Here is a 20474-nt window from a genome sequence, read left to right as displayed (position 1 = left end):
TTCCCCCACATCAAGTTCTGCATGGCGTGCGCCGTCAATGCGTAGGCAATCAACAAACGTTGCCGGCGCAAGGCGCAGAAGGGTGGGACCGCCCAGGCGATTGTCTCTCTCCATCGAATGTGCGAAGCGCATTGGTCAGCTCAATTGAAAGCCAGACTTCGGTTTAACGAGTAGCCATAAGTGCTTCAATTTGCGAATTTTTCGTGGTTTTACTACACTTGGCGAACGATCCCGCCGCTTCATCCAGAACACCAATGAAATCCGACAAGCTCCTGTCGTTCAAGCTGGTGCCCTCATCGGTTGTCAGTACCGCGCTGTCGGTGGCTGTCTCCGTGGTCATCAGTGCGACGCTCGTAGTGCCCGAGGGCGCTTTTGCTGCGTCGCAGAACACCGCTGCGGCCAATACGGCCAAGGCCAAAAAGACTGCCAAGAAGGCCACGAGCAGCGCGCAGGCGCCCGCGAAGGTTGCCAAAAAAGCGGGTGCGACCCGCACTGTCGCCGCGAAGGAAGACGATGCGCGTCCGACAGTCAAGAAGCGCCGCGTCAGCTACACGATGAACGGCCGCCATCACACGGCGGTGCGCCGTGTTGCGTTCGAGCCGCGTCAGCCGACCGTGGGCCAGGCGTTCGGCCTGCATGAAACGCCCGATTCGCTGATGCTGCGCTCGGGCGTGGCCTACGTGGTCGACCAGAACTCGCTGGAACCGCTCTTCGACAAGAATTCGCATGCCGTCGTGCCGATCGCCTCGATCTCCAAGCTGATGACCGCGATGGTCGTGCTCGATTCCAAGGCGCCGCTCACCGAACAGATCGAAGTCACCGACGAAGACCGCGACTACGAGAAGAACACCGGTTCGCGCCTCTCGGTGGGCTCGGTGCTCTCGCGCGAAGACATGCTGCATATCGCGCTGATGGCGTCGGAAAACCGCGCGGCGGCGGCGCTTTCGCGTTACTACCCGGGTGGGCGTCCTGCGTTCATCGCGGCCATGAACGCCAAGGCGAAGCAGCTTGGCATGACCGACACGCACTTCGAGAATTCCACGGGGCTCTCTAGCCACAACGTCTCGACCGCGCGTGACCTCGTGAAGATGGTGAACGCGGCCTATCAGTATCCGATGATCCGCCAGTTCTCGACCGATCGTAGCTACGACGTGTTTACGGGCAAGCGCAATCTCGCCTACAACAGCACGAACGCACTGATCCGCAATCCGTCGTGGGACATCGGCCTGCAGAAGACCGGCTTCATCAACGAAGCGGGCGAGTGCCTCGTGATGCAGACGACGGTCCACAGCCGCCCGGTCATCATGGTGCTGCTCGATTCGAGCGGCAAGTATTCGCGTTTCGCCGATGCGACTCGCGTGCGCACGTGGCTCGATAACGGCGGTGCCGACCAGCAGCCGCGCATCACGAGCGCGGACGCGGGCGGCCCGGGCACCTGATCGGGCCCGATATCAGGCCAATCAAGCCGCTTTCGGCTTCTCCAGCACAAACGCCCCGCAATTGCGGGGCGTTTGTTTTTCGGGCCAGTCTGGGCGCTTCCTACGCCATGAGGCCAGCTGTTGGACGATCGGTTTCGTCAGCAGAATTTCAGTGGTTCGAGACGCGCTGTCCGGCCGGATAGCGCGATTTGGCTGCCGCAGGTTTGTCGGTTGTCAATTGACAACTTCTGTGGCGGCTCATACACTGAGTTTGCCGATGAGACGATCGCATCCCAAGAAAGAGGTCGAGGCTGCGCTGGCTTATGCCGAAGCCAGGGGTTGGTTAGTTCAGCCAGGTAAGGGCAATGGTCACGCGTGGGGCAGGATGTACTGCCCGTATAACCAGGCAGATTGCCGATGCGCGGAGTTTTGCATCACGAGCATCTGGAGCACGCCGCGAAACGCCGGCAACCATGCGCATTTGTTGAGGCGCGTGGTCGACCATTGCACGGCGCAGCGCGCGAACGCGCCGCCCGAGCGATCGAATGCCAAACAGCAGGAGTAACTCATGAACTATGTATTCACGCTCAAGTATCAGCTCGCGACAGAAGATTGCGATCACGACGACCTCGTGGAGCGGCTGGCGCAAGCGGGCTGCGACGACGCCACGATCGGCGTAGGGCAGCCTGGCCGCGTCGCACTGGCATTCGCACGCGAGAGCGAGAGCGCGTGGTCGGCTATCTACTCGGCGTTGCAGAACGTGAAGCGGGCGGCGCCTCACGCGCGTCTTGTGGAGGCCACGCCGGATCTTGTCGGCTTGACAGATGTTGCAGACATGACAGGCATGTCACGTCAGAACATGCGTAAGTTGATGCTCGCGCACACGGCAGATTTTCCGCCGCCTGTGCACGAAGGAAATCCGTCGCTCTGGCATCTCGGCGACATCCTCGCGTGGTTGAGCGGCCGCCAGGGCTATAGCATCGACGTCGCGTTGCTGGAGACGGCGTGTACCGCGAAGCAGGTCAATCTGGCGAAGGAGGCGCGCGAAATCGACGCGGGCATCAAGTGCCAGCTTACAGAGCTTGTCGACTGAGGAGCATGAAGAAGGGGAGCGCCGGACCTGCCGGCGCTTGGGGGATTTCGACCTGGCTGCGAAGCAGGTTCGCGCAACCGTTGGCCTCAGGCGGTCTGCACGTTGCCTTCGGCGGGCTCCGGGTGATAGCCGAGTGATTCTGAAATCGTGAGCGCCGTCTTGCTCAGTTGCCCAAGCCACGAGTCCTGAAGCCGGTCGGCGGGCGCGGAGAGAGAAAGTCCGGCGACGAGCTTGCCGGTGTCGTCGTAGATGCCCGCTGCAATGCAGCGCACGCCCAGTTCCAGCTCTTCGTTATCGCGTGCGCAGGATTGCTGGCGCACGTGCGCGAGTTCGCGCTCCAGCCGGCCAAGGTCGGTGATGCTGTTGCGCGTGTGACCCGAAAGGCCCGTACGGGTGGCATAGGCGCGCACGCGATTTGCTTCGTCGGCGGCCAGAAAGAGCTTGCCGACCGAGGTGAGGTGCAGCGGCGCGCGGCCGCCGATTGCCCGCACCACTTGCATGCCGGAGCGCTCCGAGTAGGCGCGCTCAATATAAACGATTTCGTCGCCCTGGCGCACGGAGAGGTTCACGGTCTGGCCCGTAAGGCGATGCAGCTCGCGCATGGGCGTGAGCGCGGCATCGCGCACCGAGAGGCGCGCCTTCACGAGATTGCCGAGCTCCAGCAGCCGCATGCCGAGCCGGTATGTGCCGGGGTCCGAGCGGTCGACGAGCCGGCAGCTCACCATGTCGTTGAGAATACGGTGTGCGGTGGACGGATGGAGTTCGGTGCGTTGCGCGAGATCCTTCAGGCTGACCGGATCGGTGTGCGCGGCAAGCGCGTCGAGTAGGCGCATCATGCGCTCGATCACCTGAATCGAGGTCTTCGGATCCGGATTGGTGTCGGTCATGGGGGGGCAAATTCCGGGGGCAGAATCGTTTGGCGCGTATTGGAAACGCGACGCGGAAGCGCCCATTGTATCTCGTATGGTGAAAAAAGACAGCAGCAGACGGGACGGCGCGCCGGCGCGGCGCACGCGCTCGCAGGCCTGTCGAGCGCGTCCGACGGCCCATCCTGGGGCAGTCCGGCGTTGGTGGTGGCGGCGAAACGTCGGATAATCGGGGACGGTTTTCACAAGGAGTTCCCATGCGAGTCGGTTTGTTCGTCACTTGCCTCATCGACACAATGCGTCCCGAAGTTGGTTTTTCGGCGATCAAGTTGCTCGAGGAGGCCGGCTATGAGGTGGACGTGCCGCCTGCGCAGACCTGCTGTGGCCAACCGGCCTACAACTCGGGCGAGCGCGCGCTCGCGCGTGACCTGGCGGAAAAGACGCTGCGCGAATTCGAGCAATTCGACTATGTGGTGGTGCCTTCGGGCTCGTGTGGCGGCATGATCCGCGTGCATTACGGCGATCTCTTTCGCGACGACCCGGAACTGATGGCGCGTTACGGCAGGCTGCGCGAGCGCGTCTACGAATTGACGGACTTCCTCGTGAATGTCGCGAAAGTCACGCTGCCCGAGGGCGAATTCCGCGGGCCGGTAACCTATCACGACTCATGCGCGGGACTGCGCGAACTGGGCGTGAAGGCGCAACCGCGCGCGTTGCTCGCGCAGCGCGGCGTGGCCGTGCAGGAGATGAAGGACTGCGAGCACTGTTGCGGCTTCGGCGGCACGTTTGCGGTCAAGTATGGCGAGATCTCCACGGCGATCGCCGACGAAAAATGCATGAACGTACAGGCAAGCGGGGCGGGCACAGTGGTGCTCGGCGACCTCGGCTGCATGCTGAACATCGAAGGGCGTTTGCGTCGCACCGGCGATTCCAGTACCCGCGTGCTGCATATCGCCCAGGTGCTTGCCGGCGACGTTTGAGGCGCCGCGCGATCGCCGTCTGGTTGCGGCCAGGTGGCGGCATTCTGTTCACCGGGTGAGGCGCCCACGGCATGACGCCACAGGAATTCGCCTGAATCCGACCGCATACGAAAGCACACACGCCCCGAATCCACGCCATGCAAGTTCAATCGATGCAATTCAAGGCGCGCGCTGGCCAGAAGCTGGCCGATCAGCGTCTTCAGCAAAACCTCAAGAAGCTCTCGACCAAGTTCGTTTCCGCTCGCGCAGAGGCGATCACGGCGATCGATTTTCCGGCCACGCGCGCCGCACTCAAGGAGCGGCGCAATCGCGCGCTGGAGAATCTCGACGTCTGGATCGAGCAATTCGAGGCCGAGGCCACACGGCGCGGCGTGACGGTCCTGTTCGCCGAGACGGCTCGCGATGCGGCGAAGCTCGTCGCCGAAATCGCGCGCAAGCATGGGGTGCGCAAGGTCATCAAGACGAAGTCGATGGTCTCCGAGGAGATGCAGCTCAACACCGTGCTTGCCGGGATGGGCGTGCAATCCATCGAGACGGATCTCGGCGAATACATCCTGCAGATCAACAATAACGAGCCGCCGAGCCACATCATTGCGCCTGTCGTTCACAAGGACAAGGACGAGATCGCCGATCTGTTCGCGAAGACGCATCACAAGCCGCGCCTCACCGAGATCCCCGACATGACGCGCGAGGCGCGCGAGGTTCTGCGGCCGCACTTCCTTTCGGCGGACATGGGCGTGACGGGCGGCAACTTTCTCGTCGCGGAGACGGGCTCGGTCGTGCTCGTGACGAACGAAGGCAACGAGGGCATGTGTACCGTGATGCCGCGCGTGCACGTGGCGGTCACCGGCATAGAAAAGGTCCTGCCGACGCTCGAGGACCTCGCCACCGCGATGCGCCTGCTGCCGCGCTCCGCTACGGGGCAGGCCACCTCGAACTACTTTTCCGTCCTCACGGGCCCCCGCGGTGCGCAAGATCAGGACGGCCCGGAGCATATGTATGTCGTGCTCGTCGACGGCGGGCGCACCGGCCTGATCGGCGGCGAATTCCAGGAGATGCTGCGCTGCATACGTTGCGGAGCGTGCATGAACCATTGTCCCGTCTATCAGAAGGTGGGCGGGCACGCGTACGGATGGGTCTATCCGGGGCCGATGGGGTCCGTGCTCACGCCCAGCTACGTTGGTCTCGACAAGGCACTCGATCTGCCGCAGGCCGCCACGCTCTGCGGGGAGTGCAATAGCGTCTGCCCGGTGGGTATCCCGCTTTCGGACCTGCTGCGCAAACTGCGCGAGAAGCAGGCGGAGCGGCGCCTGCGCCCATGGCGCGAGCGCGCCGCGCTGGCGGTGTGGGGGTGGTTCGCCCTGCATCCCGGCGCGTATGCGCTGCTCACGAAGCTCGGCGTGCGCGTGCTGGAGCGCATGGGAGGCCAGTCGCAGCTCATTCGCAAACTGCCGTTCGCGCGCGGTTGGACCGATGGGCGCGACATGCCGGCTCCGGTCGGCCGTACGTTCCGCGAGCTGTACGCTGCGCGGCACACGCATCTGGACACGACGGGACGCGCGCGGAAGACGTGACGATTGGGCGCTCATCAACGGCAGACCGTGCACTGTTTAATCTGCGACAACAGTGTGTTCGTCTTTGCCGGGTTTCTCCTGATTGCGATCATCTATATCATTTCGACTGGCGATAGTGCGTTCGCACGTGTCGCCCTACAGTCGAGAGAGAGTCGCATCATGAGAAAGAAAATAGTGGTGTATTGGCCGCTGGCGCTGATTGTGCCGCTTGCGGCGATTGCGTGGGCCCATGCCTGGCATACCGCCGAGCAGCAGTTCCCGCTGGCAGCCGATCAAGTTAGCGCCGAGCTGGCGCGCACTGTGTCGTATGGCCTGGTTGGCGATGCTGGCGACGTCAAGGCGCCTGTCAAGGCAATGCGCAGCGTGGCGCCGTTGCCGCCGCAGACGAGCGCGATCTAAATGTACCGGTGACGGCGCGGGAATCGCCCAGCGTCCGTCGCCGACACTTTGTATAATCGATGGTTCGTTTGCGCCGAGTGGCTTGCGTCAAGCCGCTTCCCGCCTCACACCCGACACGATGAAAAAGGTTTCCGTCTGCTTCGTTTGTCTTGGCAACATCTGCCGCTCGCCTACGGCTGAAGCCGTGATGCGGCGTCTTGTCGACGAGGCGGGCTTGAGCACGCACGTGTCGGTCGATTCGGCGGGCACCGGCGACTGGCATATCGGCGAGGCGCCTGACGAACGCGCCCAGCGCGCCGCGGCGAAGCGCGGCTACGATCTGGCGCCGCTGCGCGCGCGTCAGATCGCGGCTGAAGACTTTGGCACGTTCGACTTGATCGTTGCGATGGACGACGCCAATGTGACGGCGCTCCAGCAAGTGGCGCCTTCTGCCGGGCGCGACAAGATTCGTCTGCTGATGGAATTTGCACCGCACGCGCAGGAGCGCGTGGTGACCGACCCCTATTTTGGCGGCGACGCGGGGTTCGAGGCGGTGCTTGACCAGTGCGAAGCGGCCTGTTCGGGCTTGCTGTCGGTGTTGCGTCCGCGGCTGGCGGACTGAGATGAACGTCGCGGCGCATCCTCACGCAAGTTTGCGCCGTTTTCCCTTTTCGTCATGCGCCTAATAACCCAATTGGCAGCGCGGATACTTGACTAAACTAGTCATGTATTTATACTTGACGAAAATTGTCGAGATTAGCGGTTCCCCTACATCATGAGACTCACCACCAAAGGCCGTTTCGCCGTTACGGCGATGATCGACCTGGCCCTGCGCCAGGAGCAGGGCCCGGTGACGCTTGCGGGTATCAGCCAGCGACAGCACATCTCGCTGTCTTACCTGGAACAGTTGTTCGGCAAGCTGCGCCGTCATGAAATCGTCGAATCGGTCCGTGGGCCGGGCGGTGGCTATAACCTCGCGCGCCGCGCGGAGGACGTCACCGTTGCGGACATCATCATCGCCGTGGACGAGCCGCTCGACGCCACCCAGTGCGGCGGCAAGGGCGCCTGCGAAGGCACCAAGCAGCACGACGGCCATTGCATGACGCACGAGCTCTGGTCGACGCTGAACCAGAAGATGGTCGAGTACCTCGATTCGGTGTCGCTCAAGGATCTGGTGGACAAGCAGCGCGCCCGCGAAGGCGCAGCGCCCACGGTCCTGCGCGATCGCCGCACCGAAGCGCCGGCGATGGAGCCGGTGCGCACGGTGCCGCTCGGGCCGAATTCCATATTCAACATGGCCGGCTCCTGACTCGCGAACGCGATTCGCGATCCCGATTACGGCCAGCGCAATACATAGAGCAGCAGACAGAATCCCCCGGAGCGATAGATGAATAACGACATTCCCCACCTGCCCATTTATATGGACTACAGCGCGACGACGCCTGTCGACCCGCGCGTGGTGGACAAGATGATTCCGTATCTGCGCGAGCAGTTCGGCAATCCGGCGTCGCGCAGCCACGCCTATGGCTGGGACGCGGAGCGCGCCGTCGAGGAAGCGCGCGAGAACGTCGCGGCGCTCGTGAACGCCGACCCGCGCGAAATCATCTGGACCTCCGGTGCTACCGAATCGGACAACCTCGCGATCAAGGGCGCCGCGCACTTCTACAAGAGCAAAGGCAAGCACATCATCACGGTGAAGACCGAGCACAAGGCCGTGCTCGACACCTGCCGCGAGCTGGAACGCGAAGGCTACGAAGTCACGTATCTCGACGTGCTCGACAACGGCCTGATCGACCTTGAAGCGCTCAAGGCGGCGATCCGCCCGGACACGATCCTGGTTTCGGTCATGCACGTGAACAACGAGATCGGCGTGATCCAGGACATCGAGGCGATCGGCGAGATCTGCCGTGAGAAGGGCATCATTTTCCACGTCGACGCCGCGCAATCGACGGGCAAGGCGCCCATCGACCTGCAAAAGCTCAAGGTCGACCTGATGTCGTTCTCGGCGCACAAGACCTACGGCCCGAAGGGCATCGGCGCGCTGTACGTGCGACGCAAGCCGCGCGTGCGCATCGAAGCGCAGATGCACGGTGGCGGCCATGAGCGCGGCATGCGCTCGGGCACGCTCGCCACGCACCAGATCGTCGGCATGGGCGAGGCGTTCCGCATTGCGCGCGAGGAAATGGCGACGGAAAACGAGCGCGTGCGCATGCTGCGCGACCGTCTGCTCAAGGGCCTCTCGGAAATCGAAGAGACCTACGTGAACGGCGACATGGAAAAGCGTGTCCCGCACAACCTGAACATCAGCTTCAACTTCGTCGAAGGCGAGTCGCTGATCATGGCGGTCAAGGACGTGGCCGTGTCGTCGGGCTCGGCGTGCACCTCGGCGTCGCTCGAGCCGTCGTACGTGCTGCGCGCGCTCGGCCGCAACGACGAGCTGGCGCACAGCTCGATCCGCTTCACGGTGGGCCGCTTCACGACCGAACAGGACGTCGATTACGTGATCAACCTGCTGCAGACGAAGATCGCCAAGCTGCGCGAGCTCTCGCCGCTGTGGGAAATGCACCAGGACGGCATCGACCTGTCGACCATCCAGTGGGCGGCGCACTAAGGCGTACCGGCCGCAGTCGGCAGCGAAACAACGAACCGGCCGCAGCGCAATTCAGATGCAGCGCGGCAAACACGAATTGAAGGAGTGTGATCATGGCATATAGCGACAAGGTTCTGGACCACTACGAAAACCCGCGCAACGTCGGCTCGTTCGCGAAAGACGACGACGCGGTCGGTACCGGCATGGTTGGCGCGCCGGCATGCGGCGACGTCATGAAGCTGCAGATCCGCGTGGGCGCGGACGGTGTCATCGAGGACGCAAAGTTCAAGACCTATGGCTGCGGCTCGGCTATCGCTTCGAGCTCGCTCGTGACCGAGTGGGTCAAGGGCAAGACGCTCGATCAGGCACTCTCGATCAAGAACACGCACATCGCTGAAGAGCTGGCGCTGCCGCCGGTGAAGATCCACTGCTCGATTCTCGCGGAAGACGCGATCAAGGCAGCGGTGGCCGATTACCGTCAGCGTCACACGACGGAAGCAAAGGCCGACGCGGCTTAAGGACTGGTCAGGGCGAGAACGTTATGGCAATCACGTTGACAGAAAAAGCGGCACAGCACGTGCAGAAGTACCTGGTCCGTCGCGGCAAGGGCGTGGGCTTGCGCCTTGGCGTGCGTACGACGGGCTGCTCGGGCCTCGCCTACAAGCTCGAATATGTCGACGAGCTCGCGCCCGAGGACAACGTGTTCGAGAGCCACGGCGTGAAGGTCATCGTGGACCCGAAGAGCCTCTCCTATATCGACGGCACGGAGCTGGACTTCGTGCGCGAAGGCCTGAACGAGGGCTTCAAGTTCAACAACCCGAACGTGAAGGACGAGTGCGGTTGCGGCGAGTCCTTCCGCGTTTGAGTTCGCGCGTTGCGCTGAAAAGGCGGCCTGTGCCGCCTTTTTGATTTTTTGATGCGGCGCACCGCGCGATAGCAGTGCGACCGATCCTGACGACAGCCTCACCCGAACGTTCATTCCGATGGCCTCGCTTTCTTCGCTCTCCGATAGCCATTTCGTGCTGTTCGGCCTGCCCGAGCAGTTCGCGCTCGACGGCGCCGCGCTCGACCACGCCTACCGCACCGTGCAGGCGCAGGTGCACCCCGACCGCTTCGCCGCGGCCGGCGAGGCGCAAAAGCGCGTGGCGATGCAATGGGCCACGCGCACGAACGAGGCGTATCAGACGCTGCGCGACCCGCTCAAGCGCGCGACGTACCTGCTGCATTTGCGCGGCATCGACGTGGGCGCGGAGAACAACACGGCCATGGAGCCCGCGTTCCTGATGCAGCAGATGGAGTGGCGCGAGTCGATCGAGGACGCGGTGGGCGCGAAGAACGTCGATGCGCTCGATGCGCTTCTCGCCGAATTGCGCGACGACGAGCGCGTGCGCCTCGCGAAGCTGGGGGCATGGCTCGACAGCGGGTCAAACCAGCCGGCGGCGGAAGCCGTGCGCCAGCTGATGTTCGTCGAGCGTGTGGCGGCCGAAGTCGACTCGCAGATCGAGCGGCTGGAAGGCTAGGGCCCCGGCTCGGCGTCCCCGACTGGGCGCACAGCAAAAAAGAGCGTAGAACACGGATACAGGACTGGGCTGCCGATTCATCGGTACGCATCGATACGACGACTGATCGATCGACGATGTGAGGCGGCCCGCAACAGATCACACAGATGGCACTACTGCAAATTTCCGAACCCGGCATGGCGCCGGCGCCGCATCAGCGGCGGCTCGCCGTCGGCATCGACCTCGGCACGACGAACTCGCTGGTCGCCGCCGTGCGCAGCGGCGTGCCCGACGTGCTGCCCGACGCGGACGGCCACGTGCTGCTCCCGTCGGTCGTGCGCTATCTCGCGAACGGCGGGCGCCGCATCGGCCGCACGGCCAAGTCCGACGCGGCCACCGATCCGCGCAACACGATCGTCTCGGTCAAGCGCTTCATGGGCCGCGGCAAGGCCGAGGTGGAAGGCGCGGCGAACGCGCCGTACGAATTCGTCGACGCCCCGGGCATGGTGCAGATCCAGACCATCGATGGCGTGAAGAGCCCGGTCGAGGTGTCGGCGGAAATCCTCGCCACGCTGCGCCAGCGCGCGGAAGACACGCTCGGCGACGAGCTCGTCGGCGCGGTCATCACGGTGCCGGCTTACTTCGACGAAGCACAGCGCCAGGCCACCAAGGACGCCGCGCGCCTTGCCGGCCTGAACGTGCTGCGCCTGCTCAACGAGCCGACAGCGGCGGCCATCGCCTACGGCCTCGACAACGGCGCCGAAGGGCTCTACGCGGTCTACGACCTGGGTGGCGGCACCTTCGACCTGTCGATTCTCAAGCTCACCAAAGGCGTATTCGAAGTGCTCGCGGCGGGCGGCGATTCCGCGCTCGGCGGCGACGACTTCGATCACGCTCTCTTTGCCTGGGTGCTCGAGCAGTCCGGCATCGAGCGCGCCACGCTCGCGCCCGAAGACGTGCGCCTCTTGCTCGACCGCGTGCGCGACGCGAAGGAAGCGCTCTCGTCGGCGGCCGAGGCGCGCATCGACGTCGCGCTCTCGAACGGCAAGCAGATCGCGCTGACGATCGACGAGCCGCGCTTCGAGGCGCTCACGCAGGCGCTCGTGCAGCGCACGCTCACGCCCACGAAGAAAGCGCTGCGCGACGCCAAGGTGGCCGCGAAGGACGTGAAGGGCGTAGTGCTGGTGGGCGGCGCGACGCGCATGCCGGTGATCCGGCGCGCCGTCGAGCAGTATTTCGGCCAGCCGCCGCTCACGAATCTGGACCCGGATCAGGTTGTCGCGCTCGGTGCGGCGATCCAGGCCGACTTGCTCGCCGGCAACCGCAATGGCGAGGACGACTGGCTGCTGCTCGACGTGATCCCGCTGTCGCTCGGCGTGGAGACGATGGGCGGGCTCGTCGAGAAGATCATCCCGCGCAACTCGACCATTCCGGTCGCGCGAGCGCAGGAGTTCACGACCTTCAAGGACGGCCAGTCCGCGATGGCGATCCACGTGGTGCAGGGCGAGCGCGAGCTCGTCTCCGACTGCCGCTCGCTCGCGCGCTTCGAGCTGCGCGGCATTCCGCCGATGGTGGCCGGTGCGGCGCGCATCCGCGTGACCTACCAGGTGGACGCCGATGGCCTCTTGTCCGTGTTCGCGCGCGAGCAGATCTCGGGCGTGGAGGCGTCGGTGGTGGTGAAGCCGTCCTACGGTCTCGCCGACGACGACATCGCGAAGATGCTCGAAGACAGCTTCAAGACAGCCGACATCGACATGCGCGCGCGCGCGCTGCGCGAGGCGCAGGTGGAGGCGCAGCGCGTCGTCGAAGCGACGAACTCCGCACTGGCCGCTGATGGCGAGCTGCTGAGCGCCGAGGAGCGCACGCAACTCGATGCGCTGATCGCGGCGCTTGCGCAAATCGTGCAGGGCGAAGACACCGACGCCATCGAAGCGGCGACCAAGGCGCTCGCCGAGGGTACCGACGAGTTCGCCGCACGGCGCATGGACAAGGGCATCAAGCGCGCGCTCGCGGGCAAGAAGCTCGACGAGATCGGCTAAATGCGTGGCTAATGCGCCGCTGAATTCGCGCTTCCATGCGCGCTCAGTGAACACTTAATGGACGTTGAACGCGCGCCGGCAAACGCACCGGAAAGCACGCCACGCGTGCGTGCTTTCCCGATGCAGCAAGGCGCGCGACGTCAGTAGAATGGGCGATGACACCGTCGGCAGACGGGGCGCGCCCGATACAGAAGTTATTGGATACGGAAATCACAATGCCTCAAATCGTGGTGCTGCCCCATGTCGAACTGTGTCCGGAGGGCGCGGTCATCGACGCCAAGCCGGGTGAAAGTGTGTGCGATGCGCTGCTGGAGCACGGCATCGAGATCGAACATGCGTGCGAAAAATCGTGTGCTTGCACGACCTGTCACGTGATCGTGCGCGAAGGGTTCGACGCGCTCGAGCCGTCGGAAGAAACCGAAGACGACCTGCTCGACAAGGCATGGGGTCTGGAGCCGACTTCGCGGTTGTCGTGCCAGGCCATCGTGCCCGCCGAAAATGACCTGGTGGTCGAGATTCCGCGTTACTCGATCAACCACGCCAAGGAAAACCACTAATCCATCGGAGAGAGGAGCGCGCTGCCATGAAATGGACCGATACGCAGGACATCGCAATGGCGTTGACGGATAAGCATCCGGAGATCGACCCGCAGTACGTGCGCTTCACCGATCTGCATCGCTGGATCACCGAGCTCGAAGGTTTCGACGACGATCCTGAGCGCTCGAACGAGAAGATCCTCGAGGCCATCCAGGCGGCCTGGATCGAAGACTCGGAGTATTGATTCCGCGTTCGCGAGCTGTGTTGCCGGTGGCCGCAGTCCGCCGCCGATTGCAATGAGAAAAGGCGATCCGCCCGTGTGGCGGATCGCCTTTTTTGCTTGCTGGGCACGCGCGTTAGTGGCTGGCGCGCGAAGCGACGCGTCCGCAGCTAACTATCTTCAGGCCGCGGCGAGCGTGCCGTTTTCGACGCGCACGCGCTGGCCTTGCTGGAACGGTGGCGCCTGGTGATATGTGAAGTAGCGCATCTTGCCGTTGTCCATGCGCACGCGTACCGAGTAGCTCGTGGTGCTGCGCAGATGCTTTTCCACCGCGTTGCCGCCGAGGCCGCCACCGAGCGCACCCAGCAACGTCATGGCCGTGCGGCCATTGCCGCTGCCGAACTGATTGCCGACCACGCCGCCCACCACTGCGCCGCCCACTGCGCCGATGCCGGTGCCGTGGCCTTCCTGGCGCGTCTCGGAGATACCCTCGACCACGCCGCACGAGGCGCACGCCGCCTGGTGGGGCGGTGCTTCCTGAGCGTATTGCTGCGGCTGCTGGCCGTACTGCGGCGGTGGGGCGGCCGGAGCCTGTTGCTGGGCGGCCGGCGCAGGCTGCGGCTCCGTGGGCTGGTTCGCAGGCTCGTTCGCTGGCTCGTTGTTCGGGACCGCGATCGGCGCGCCGTTCTGTGCGATTTGCGCACCGGTCACGGGCCGGGTCGAGTCGACCACGGGCTGCGACGCCATCAACGCGGTCTGGCCGGTCTGGCTTTGTGCGCTCTGTTCGGTCGTGCTCGAGGCCTTGGGGAAGACGCCGGTGATGGCCGCCGTGGCCGCGAGGCTCGCGACGATCACAGCCGCGGCGGCGGTTGCGACGAGCGGATGAATACGGCGGTTCAGTGTGGTCGGTTTCGGATCGGGATTGTTCATGACAGGCTCCGTCTTTAGCAGAGTTGGCTTTGTTTAGATGAGTTTGAGCCAATTCCACAGCCCAGGCGTTTCAATTTGTAACCGGGTTTGCGCGTGCGCAAGCAAAAAAAGGGATGGAACATATGCGGCTGCCGCGTAGCCCTGTGCGACGCGGTTTCAGGCATCGCGCATCTGGCATGCCCGGGAAGCGGGCCGGCCGCTTTACCGCTGGTTACAAACAGCTGAACGACGAGCTGAACGACGGCTGACATGCCGTCGCGCAAGCGCAACGAAAAAGCCCCGAGAAAAGCAAACGGGGCACATGCGGCGTGAACCGCATGCGCCCCGTTTGGCGCGCGTCTGTAACGAATCAGGCGCTCCGTGGCGTATCGATGCTTAGTCTTCGCGGCGCAGATGCGGGAAGAGAATGACGTCGCGGATGCTTGCGCTGTCCGTGAGCAGCATGATCAGACGATCGATGCCGATACCGCAGCCGCCGGTCGGGGGCATGCCGTACTCGAGCGCGCGGATGTAATCGGCGTCGTAGAACATCGCTTCTTCATCGCCGGCGTCCTTCTGTTCGACCTGCTTCTTGAACCGCGCGGCCTGGTCTTCCGGATCGTTGAGCTCCGAGAAGCCGTTGGCGATCTCGCGGCCCGTGATGAAGAGCTCGAAGCGCTCGGTGATGCCCGGGGTCGAGTCGGAGGCGCGCGCGAGCGGCGAGACCTCGATGGGGTAGTCGATGATGAAAGTCGGCTCCCACAGCTGCGACTCGGCGGTCTCTTCGAACAGCGCGAGCTGGAGCGATCCCACGCCGGCGTTCAGGAACGCCGGCTGGTTCGCGTCCACGCCGAACTTCTTGAGCTCGGCGCGCAGGAAGGCGGCGTCGGCGAGCTGCTCGTTCATGTACTGCGGCGCGTACTTCTGGATCGCCTGGGTGATCGTCAGGCGATGGAACGGCTTCGACAGATCGAGCTCGCGGCCCTGGTACGTGAGCACGGCGTTGCCGCGCGCATCGACGGCGGCCTGGCGGATCAGTTGCTCCGTGAAGTCCATGAGCCACGTGTAGTCCGTGTACGCGGCGTAGAACTCCATCATCGTGAATTCCGGATTGTGACGCGGCGAAACGCCTTCGTTACGGAAATTCCGGTTGATTTCGAACACGCGCTCGAAGCCGCCCACGACCAGGCGCTTCAGATAGAGCTCGGGCGCGATGCGCATGAACATCTGCATGTCGAGCGCGTTGTGGTGCGTGACGAAGGGCTTCGCCGCCGCGCCGCCCGGGATCGGGTGCAGCATGGGCGTTTCGACTTCCATGAAGCCGGCGTCGGCCATGAAGCGGCGCACCGAGGAGATCGCCTTGGTGCGAGCGACAAAGGTCTCGCGTGCTTCGGGCGTGACGATCAGGTCGACGTAGCGCTGGCGGTAGCGCATTTCCTGGTCGGACAGGCCATGGAACTTGTCCGGCAGCGGACGCAGCGACTTCGAGAGCAGGCGCAATTCCGTGCAGCGCACCGAGAGCTCGCCCTTGTTGGTGCGGAACAGCAGGCCTTTCGCCGCGACGATGTCGCCCAGGTCCCACTTCTTGAACGCGTCGTAGGTCGTTTCGCCCACGTCGGCGGGCGTGATGAAGAACTGGATCTGGCCCGAGCCGTCGCGCACCGTCGCGAAGCTCGCCTTGCCCATCACGCGCTTGAGCATCATGCGGCCGGCGATCGACACTTCGAGCGCCTGGGATTCGAGCGCGTCTTTGTCGGTGTCGGCGTAGTCGCGCTGCAGGTCCGCAGCGTGGTGGGTGGGGCGGAAGTCGTTCGGATAGGCGACACCCGCTTCGCGCAGCGCGCGCAGCTTTTCGCGGCGCTCGGCGATGATCTGGTTGTCGTCCAGTTCGGGCGCGGTGCTGGCCGCGGTCGGCTGAGTCGGTTCGGTCATGGTGGCTCGGATGATTGGATTCGCGGTGTTTCGGCGGATGTTTCGGCGGATGTTTCGGTTTGGGGCCCGGGCGCGGTGCCGCGCGGGCCGCAGCGCCTGCCGGGTCTTGTCTGGCCCCGTGTGGCACATCGTGCGGACTTCGGTTCCCGCGGCGCGCGCCGTAGTCTGACATTTCCAGACGGGCGGCGGCGCGGCAGGAGAGGGCGGCGCCCTGGGGCGCGCCGGGCTTACACGCCCTGTTTCAGGCTCGCGCTGATGAAGGCGTCGAGATCGCCGTCGAGCACGGCCTTGGTGTTGCTGATTTCGACGTTGGTGCGCAGATCCTTGATGCGGCTGTTGTCGAGCACGTAGGAGCGGATCTGGTGACCCCAGCCCACGTCCGACTTGCCCGCTTCGAGCTTGTCCTGCTCGGACTGGCGCTTGCGCATCTCGGCTTCGTACAGGCGCGACTTCAGCATCGCCATGGCTTCGGCGCGGTTGCGGTGCTGCGAGCGGTCGTTCTGGCACTGCACGACGATGCCCGACGGGATGTGCGTGATACGCACGGCGGAGTCGGTCTTGTTGATGTGCTGACCGCCCGCGCCCGAAGCGCGGTACGTGTCGATGCGCAGATCGGCCGGATTGACTTCGATCTCGAACGACTCGTCGATTTCCGGATACACGAACACCGACGAGAACGACGTATGACGCCCGCCCGAGGAGTCGAACGGCGATTTGCGCACGAGGCGGTGAATGCCGGTTTCGGTGCGCAGGAACCCGTAGGCGTATTCGCCTTCGACCTTGATGGTCGCGCTCTTGATGCCGGCCACGTCGCCTTCGGACTCTTCGAGCACTTCGGTCTTGAAGCCCTTGCGCTCGCAGTAGCGCACGTACTGGCGCAACAGCATGGACGCCCAGTCGCAGGCCTCGGTGCCGCCCGCGCCCGCCTGGATGTCGATGAAGGCGTTGTTCGGGTCGGCCGGGTTCGCGAACATGCGGCGGAACTCGACGTCGGCTACGCGCGCTTCGATCGCCTGAGCATCGGTTTCGATGGCGACGAGCGTGTCCTCATCGCCTTCCTCGCGGGCCATCTCGAAGAGGTCCTGGGTGTCGCGCGTGTCGTTCTCGATGCCGTCGAGCACGTGCACGACGCCTTCAAGGAGCTTCTTTTCCTTGCCGAGCCCCTGGGCGTGCTTGGAGTCGTTCCAGACGTTGGGGTCTTCGAGTTCGCTGTTGACTTCGACGAGCCGTCGGGCTTTTACGTCGTAGTCAAAGATACCCCCGTAGCTCGCCCGCGCGCGTGCGCAGGTCCGCCAAGAGGGCTTCGATCGCGTTGAGACGTTCCGCTTCCATTTGTGTCGTGATCCGGCGTGTAAAACATCAAATTATAGCCGATTGGACATGCGTCAAGGGCGCGCTGGCGCCGGGTTCGCGCCCCGTGTGCGGATCAGGGCGCCGCGTGCTCCACGACGAGCTGCACGCGAGAGACGCCGTTCCACGTGTCGCGCACGAGCCGATAGGCGACGGTCGTATGCTGCGGCAGCGACTCGGTGTGGTTGAACCAGATCGCGTTGAAGCGCTGGCGCCCGCGCAGCAGTTGAAGCTTCAGGTGCTTGTCCTTCACGAGCGCCTGCGAGGCCACCTCGAATTCGCCCGAGAACACGGGCGCCGGAAAGCCCTGGCCCCACACGGCCGCGTCGAGCATTTCGACGAAATCGGGCGTGAACCAGGCGTCTTCGAGCTCGCCATCGGTCTCCACCGTGCGCGCGAGCGCCTCGGCGGAGAGCCACTCGCGGCCCACGCGCTCGAACGCGGCGGCAAAGCGCGGCACGTCGGCGGCGGAGAGAGTCATGCCGGCGGCCATGGCGTGCCCGCCGAACTTGTGGATGAGACCCGGCTCGCGCTTTGAGATCAGATCGATGGCGTCGCGCAGATGGAAACCGGGGATCGAGCGGCCCGAGCCCTTCACGAGCTCGCCGTTTTCGTCGGCGGGCGCGAACGTGAAGGAGGGGCGATGGAACTTCTCCTTGAGCCGCCCCGCGACGATGCCGATCACGCCCTGATGCCAGCCCGGATTGAAGAGCGTGAGCGTGGCGTTGTCCTGCGGATCGACGTTGGCCAGATCGGCGAGCGCCTGTTGCTGCATGCCCGCTTCGATTTCGCGGCGCTCGCGGTTCATCGTATCGAGCTGCTGGGCAAGCTCCCACGCACGGCCCACGTCGTCCGTGGTCAGGCACTCGATGCCGAGCGACATGTCGGAGAGACGGCCCGCCGCGTTCAGGCGCGGCCCGAGCGCGAAGCCCAGATCGAAGCCCGAGGCGCTTTTTGCATCACGGCCCGCGGCGCGGAACAGGGCGGCGATGCCGGGCTGCATGCGGCCGTTGCGGATGCGCTGCAGGCCCTGTGCAACGAGCACGCGGTTGTTGCAATCGAGCTTCACGACGTCGGCGACGGTGCCGAGCGCGACCAGATCGAGCAGGCCGTCCAGGCGTGGCTCGGGGCGTGCGTCGCTGAAGGCGTCGCGCTTGCGCAATTCGGCGCGCAACGCGAGCAGCGTATAGAACATGACGCCCACGCCCGCGATGCACTTGCTCTCGAACGTGCAGCCCGGCTGGTTCGGATTGACGATGGCACGCGCGTCGGGCAGCGTGTCGCCGGGCAGGTGGTGGTCGGTCACGAGGACTTCGATGCCGAGCGCGTTGGCGGCCTCCACGCCTTCCACGCTGGCGATGCCGTTGTCCACCGTGATCAGGACGTCGGGTGGGCCGCCCTTGCGTTGCGCGGCGAGTGCGACGATCTCGGGCGTGAGCCCATAGCCGTACTCGAAGCGGTTCGGCACCAGATAGTCGATCTGCGCGCCGAACATGCGCAGGCCGCGCACGGCCACCGCGCAGGCCGTTGCGCCGTCGCAGTCGTAGTCGGCGACCACGAGCATGCGGCACTCGGCTTCGAGCGCATCCGCGAGCAGGATTGCGGCCTCGTCGAGCCCCTTCATGCCGGCGGGCGGCATCAGGCGATTGAGGCCGGTCTCGATCTCGTCGGGCTGACACACGCCGCGTGAGGCATAGAGCCGCGCGAGCACCGGATGCAGGCCGTGACGGATCAGGGCTTCGGTATCGGCGGGGGAGCAGGCGCGGGTGACGATTCGGGTCATGCGTGAGAGGCCGTGGAGGAAACGTTGGACATTAGTCGAGGATGAGCGACGCGAACTCGCGGCGTCGCCAGAATTTGCGCAGGTCGCCGCGCGTGGCGGTGAGCGTGACCGAGCCGGTGTCGCCGCATAGCGTGAGGCCGAGCTCGGCGAGCTCGCGGGTCTCGAGGGCGGCGAGCGCGGGCGCGAACCAGTCGCGCTCGAGCTGCGCGAACGCCGCGTTCCAGCGGCCCCAGTCCTGCTGGATATAGGCGGCGGAGAACGGGTCAAGCTCGACGAGCGTGGCGCCGTTTGCGTGTGCAGCTGCGTTTGCTAGACCGTTGAGTGCACTGTTTGGTGCACTGTTTGGTGCGATGCCGGGTGCCGCGCCCGTCGATGCACCCGCCGATGCGGCAAGCGTGCGGAACGTCTCGGGCGCCGCACCCAGCTCCGCGCCGGCGGCGAGCGCGAGCCCGCGCGTGGCCGCCGCGTCCGAGCGCACGCGCGAGAACGCCCGCTTGACCGGGCGCAGCGCGCCTTGCGCGTGGAACCAGATCGAGTTGACGGCGGGCAGGCCGCGCGCCTCGCGCGCTTCGTTGACGGGATGCTCGAACCAGGCCATCTGCACCTCGTTCTGCAGCTTCATCCATGCGCGCGAGCGCTGACCCGAGTGCGCCTCGTGCGGCAGCCAGATTTCGATGTTGCGCCCGCTCGCGCGCAGCGGTGAGGCGCCCGCGAGCGTGCCGAGCTGCTCGCTCGACAGATACCAGCGCTGGGGCGTGGGCGCTTCGACGCGCACGCCCAGCTCTTCGATGAGGGGCCTCGCGACTGCGTAGAGCGCGGCGGCATCGGCGTCGGCGAGTTCGAGCGAGGCCGGGTCGATCAGCACCAGATGGTCGTGCGCGATGCGCACGTGCACGGGCTGGACGCAGGCCCATGTGGAGTCGCCGGGCGTGCCGCCGTCGGCGAGCAGCATCCACGGCGCGAGCGGGGCTTCATCGTCGTCCGCGCCGCTCTTGCCGGTCATGCCGGTTGCGCTGGCCGGCCTGCCCGCCGCCTGCGGCTCGGCCGCTCCGAACGCGCGCGCAACCCAGCGCTCGTGCGGCAAAGTGCGCTGGAAATCCTCGCCGATCACCTGCTCGCCGAGGGTCGCGCGCGCGACCAGTTTCGAGAGTGCCGGATACTCGAGGCCGGCGAGGGCGGTTGAGGCCGCCGCCGCGGACGGCAGCGCAAACGGCACGAGGAGATGGAGACGATCGACAGGCATGATGGTGCGCATTGTACTTCGACCCAGGTGGCGCCTGGGTGCGGCACGAACCAGGCCCGGGCT

The 20474-nt window shown here is 65.0% G+C and carries 21 protein-coding genes; 15 read left to right on the top strand and 6 right to left on the bottom strand.

What is annotated here, in order from left to right; genetic code table 11:
• Positions 1-254 precede the first annotated feature (254 nt).
• The 3 genes from pbpG to EYW47_RS13255 all read left to right on the top strand — a co-directional run bounded on the left by pbpG (position 255) and on the right by EYW47_RS13255 (position 2511).
• A complete protein-coding gene (pbpG, locus tag EYW47_RS13265) occupies positions 255-1439 on the top strand; it encodes a D-alanyl-D-alanine endopeptidase (protein WP_133195291.1) in 1185 nt (394 codons plus the stop codon).
• Positions 1440-1695: 256 nt separating this feature from the next.
• A complete protein-coding gene (locus EYW47_RS41785) occupies positions 1696-1983 on the top strand; it encodes a hypothetical protein (protein ID WP_133195290.1) in 288 nt (95 codons plus the stop codon).
• Positions 1984-1986: 3 nt separating this feature from the next.
• Positions 1987-2511 (top strand): helix-turn-helix transcriptional regulator, encoded by a 525-nt coding sequence (locus EYW47_RS13255; protein ID WP_133195289.1) that lies wholly within the window; start codon positions 1987-1989, stop codon positions 2509-2511.
• Positions 2512-2597: 86 nt separating this feature from the next.
• Here the strand turns inward: EYW47_RS13255 and EYW47_RS13250 are convergent, their stop codons facing one another.
• Entirely contained in the window at positions 2598-3398 is an 801-nt protein-coding gene (locus EYW47_RS13250) for an IclR family transcriptional regulator (protein WP_028216872.1), read from the bottom strand.
• Between the two features lie 236 nt (positions 3399-3634).
• On the opposite strand from EYW47_RS13250, the gene EYW47_RS13245 reads away from it, so the two are divergent.
• The 12 genes from EYW47_RS13245 to iscX all read left to right on the top strand — a co-directional run bounded on the left by EYW47_RS13245 (position 3635) and on the right by iscX (position 13218).
• Positions 3635-4357, top strand: a complete 723-nt coding sequence (locus EYW47_RS13245; RefSeq protein ID WP_133195288.1) for a (Fe-S)-binding protein — start codon at positions 3635-3637, stop codon at positions 4355-4357.
• Between the two features lie 137 nt (positions 4358-4494).
• Positions 4495-5931, top strand: a complete 1437-nt coding sequence (locus tag EYW47_RS13240; RefSeq protein ID WP_133195287.1) for a lactate utilization protein B — start codon at positions 4495-4497, stop codon at positions 5929-5931.
• Between the two features lie 159 nt (positions 5932-6090).
• Positions 6091-6330: a hypothetical protein gene (locus EYW47_RS13235; protein WP_028216875.1), complete on the top strand. Its 240-nt coding sequence runs from the start codon at positions 6091-6093 to the stop codon at positions 6328-6330.
• Positions 6331-6448: 118 nt separating this feature from the next.
• Positions 6449-6931 carry a low molecular weight protein-tyrosine-phosphatase gene (locus EYW47_RS13230; RefSeq protein WP_133195286.1) on the top strand — a complete coding sequence of 161 codons (483 nt, stop codon included), beginning with the start codon at positions 6449-6451 and terminating at the stop codon, positions 6929-6931.
• A 153-nt stretch (positions 6932-7084) separates the two neighbouring features.
• Positions 7085-7618 carry a Fe-S cluster assembly transcriptional regulator IscR gene (gene iscR, locus EYW47_RS13225; RefSeq protein WP_028216877.1) on the top strand — a complete coding sequence of 178 codons (534 nt, stop codon included), beginning with the start codon at positions 7085-7087 and terminating at the stop codon, positions 7616-7618.
• Between the two features lie 78 nt (positions 7619-7696).
• Positions 7697-8920 (top strand): IscS subfamily cysteine desulfurase, encoded by a 1224-nt coding sequence (locus tag EYW47_RS13220; protein WP_133195285.1) that lies wholly within the window; start codon positions 7697-7699, stop codon positions 8918-8920.
• Between the two features lie 92 nt (positions 8921-9012).
• Entirely contained in the window at positions 9013-9417 is a 405-nt protein-coding gene (gene iscU, locus EYW47_RS13215; RefSeq protein WP_133195284.1) for a Fe-S cluster assembly scaffold IscU, read from the top strand.
• Between the two features lie 23 nt (positions 9418-9440).
• Positions 9441-9764 carry an iron-sulfur cluster assembly protein IscA gene (gene iscA / locus EYW47_RS13210; protein WP_028216880.1) on the top strand — a complete coding sequence of 108 codons (324 nt, stop codon included), beginning with the start codon at positions 9441-9443 and terminating at the stop codon, positions 9762-9764.
• Between the two features lie 118 nt (positions 9765-9882).
• The gene (gene hscB, locus EYW47_RS13205; RefSeq protein ID WP_133195283.1) at positions 9883-10419 is read left to right on the top strand and encodes a Fe-S protein assembly co-chaperone HscB; all 537 of its coding nucleotides are present in this window, start codon (positions 9883-9885) and stop codon (positions 10417-10419) included.
• A 146-nt stretch (positions 10420-10565) separates the two neighbouring features.
• Positions 10566-12437, top strand: a complete 1872-nt coding sequence (hscA, locus tag EYW47_RS13200) for a Fe-S protein assembly chaperone HscA (RefSeq protein WP_133195282.1) — start codon at positions 10566-10568, stop codon at positions 12435-12437.
• A gap of 215 nt (positions 12438-12652) precedes the next feature.
• Positions 12653-12994: an ISC system 2Fe-2S type ferredoxin gene (gene fdx, locus EYW47_RS13195; protein ID WP_133195281.1), complete on the top strand. Its 342-nt coding sequence runs from the start codon at positions 12653-12655 to the stop codon at positions 12992-12994.
• Between the two features lie 26 nt (positions 12995-13020).
• Positions 13021-13218 (top strand): Fe-S cluster assembly protein IscX, encoded by a 198-nt coding sequence (gene iscX / locus EYW47_RS13190; RefSeq protein WP_133195280.1) that lies wholly within the window; start codon positions 13021-13023, stop codon positions 13216-13218.
• 156 nt (positions 13219-13374) lie between these two features.
• On the opposite strand, the gene EYW47_RS13185 is transcribed toward iscX, so the two are convergent.
• From EYW47_RS13185 to EYW47_RS13165, 5 genes are all read right to left on the bottom strand, one after another.
• Entirely contained in the window at positions 13375-14124 is a 750-nt protein-coding gene (locus EYW47_RS13185; RefSeq protein WP_133195279.1) for a glycine zipper 2TM domain-containing protein, read from the bottom strand.
• Between the two features lie 375 nt (positions 14125-14499).
• Positions 14500-16035, bottom strand: coding sequence for a lysine--tRNA ligase (gene lysS / locus EYW47_RS13180; protein ID WP_133195278.1), 1536 nt, complete (start codon positions 16033-16035; stop codon positions 14500-14502).
• A 227-nt stretch (positions 16036-16262) separates the two neighbouring features.
• Positions 16263-17367, bottom strand: a protein-coding gene (prfB, locus tag EYW47_RS13175; RefSeq protein ID WP_133195277.1) for a peptide chain release factor 2 whose coding sequence is annotated in 2 segments (ribosomal slippage) — positions 16263-17285 and positions 17287-17367 — 1104 coding nt in all. Because the reading frame shifts where the segments join, the coding sequence is not laid out codon by codon here.
• A gap of 94 nt (positions 17368-17461) precedes the next feature.
• On the bottom strand, positions 17462-19168 hold the full coding sequence (gene recJ / locus EYW47_RS13170; RefSeq protein ID WP_133195276.1) for a single-stranded-DNA-specific exonuclease RecJ: 1707 nt from the start codon (positions 19166-19168) through the stop codon (positions 17462-17464).
• Positions 19169-19199: 31 nt separating this feature from the next.
• Positions 19200-20423, bottom strand: a complete 1224-nt coding sequence (locus EYW47_RS13165; protein WP_205710067.1) for a regulator — start codon at positions 20421-20423, stop codon at positions 19200-19202.
• Positions 20424-20474 lie beyond the last annotated feature (51 nt).

This window comes from Paraburkholderia silviterrae (assembly GCF_004353915.1).
GTDB classification, from domain to species: Bacteria; Pseudomonadota; Gammaproteobacteria; order Burkholderiales; family Burkholderiaceae; genus Paraburkholderia; species Paraburkholderia silviterrae.
The sequence above is the reverse complement of the archived record's forward strand: the minus strand, read 5'-3'. Positions and strand labels throughout refer to the sequence as shown.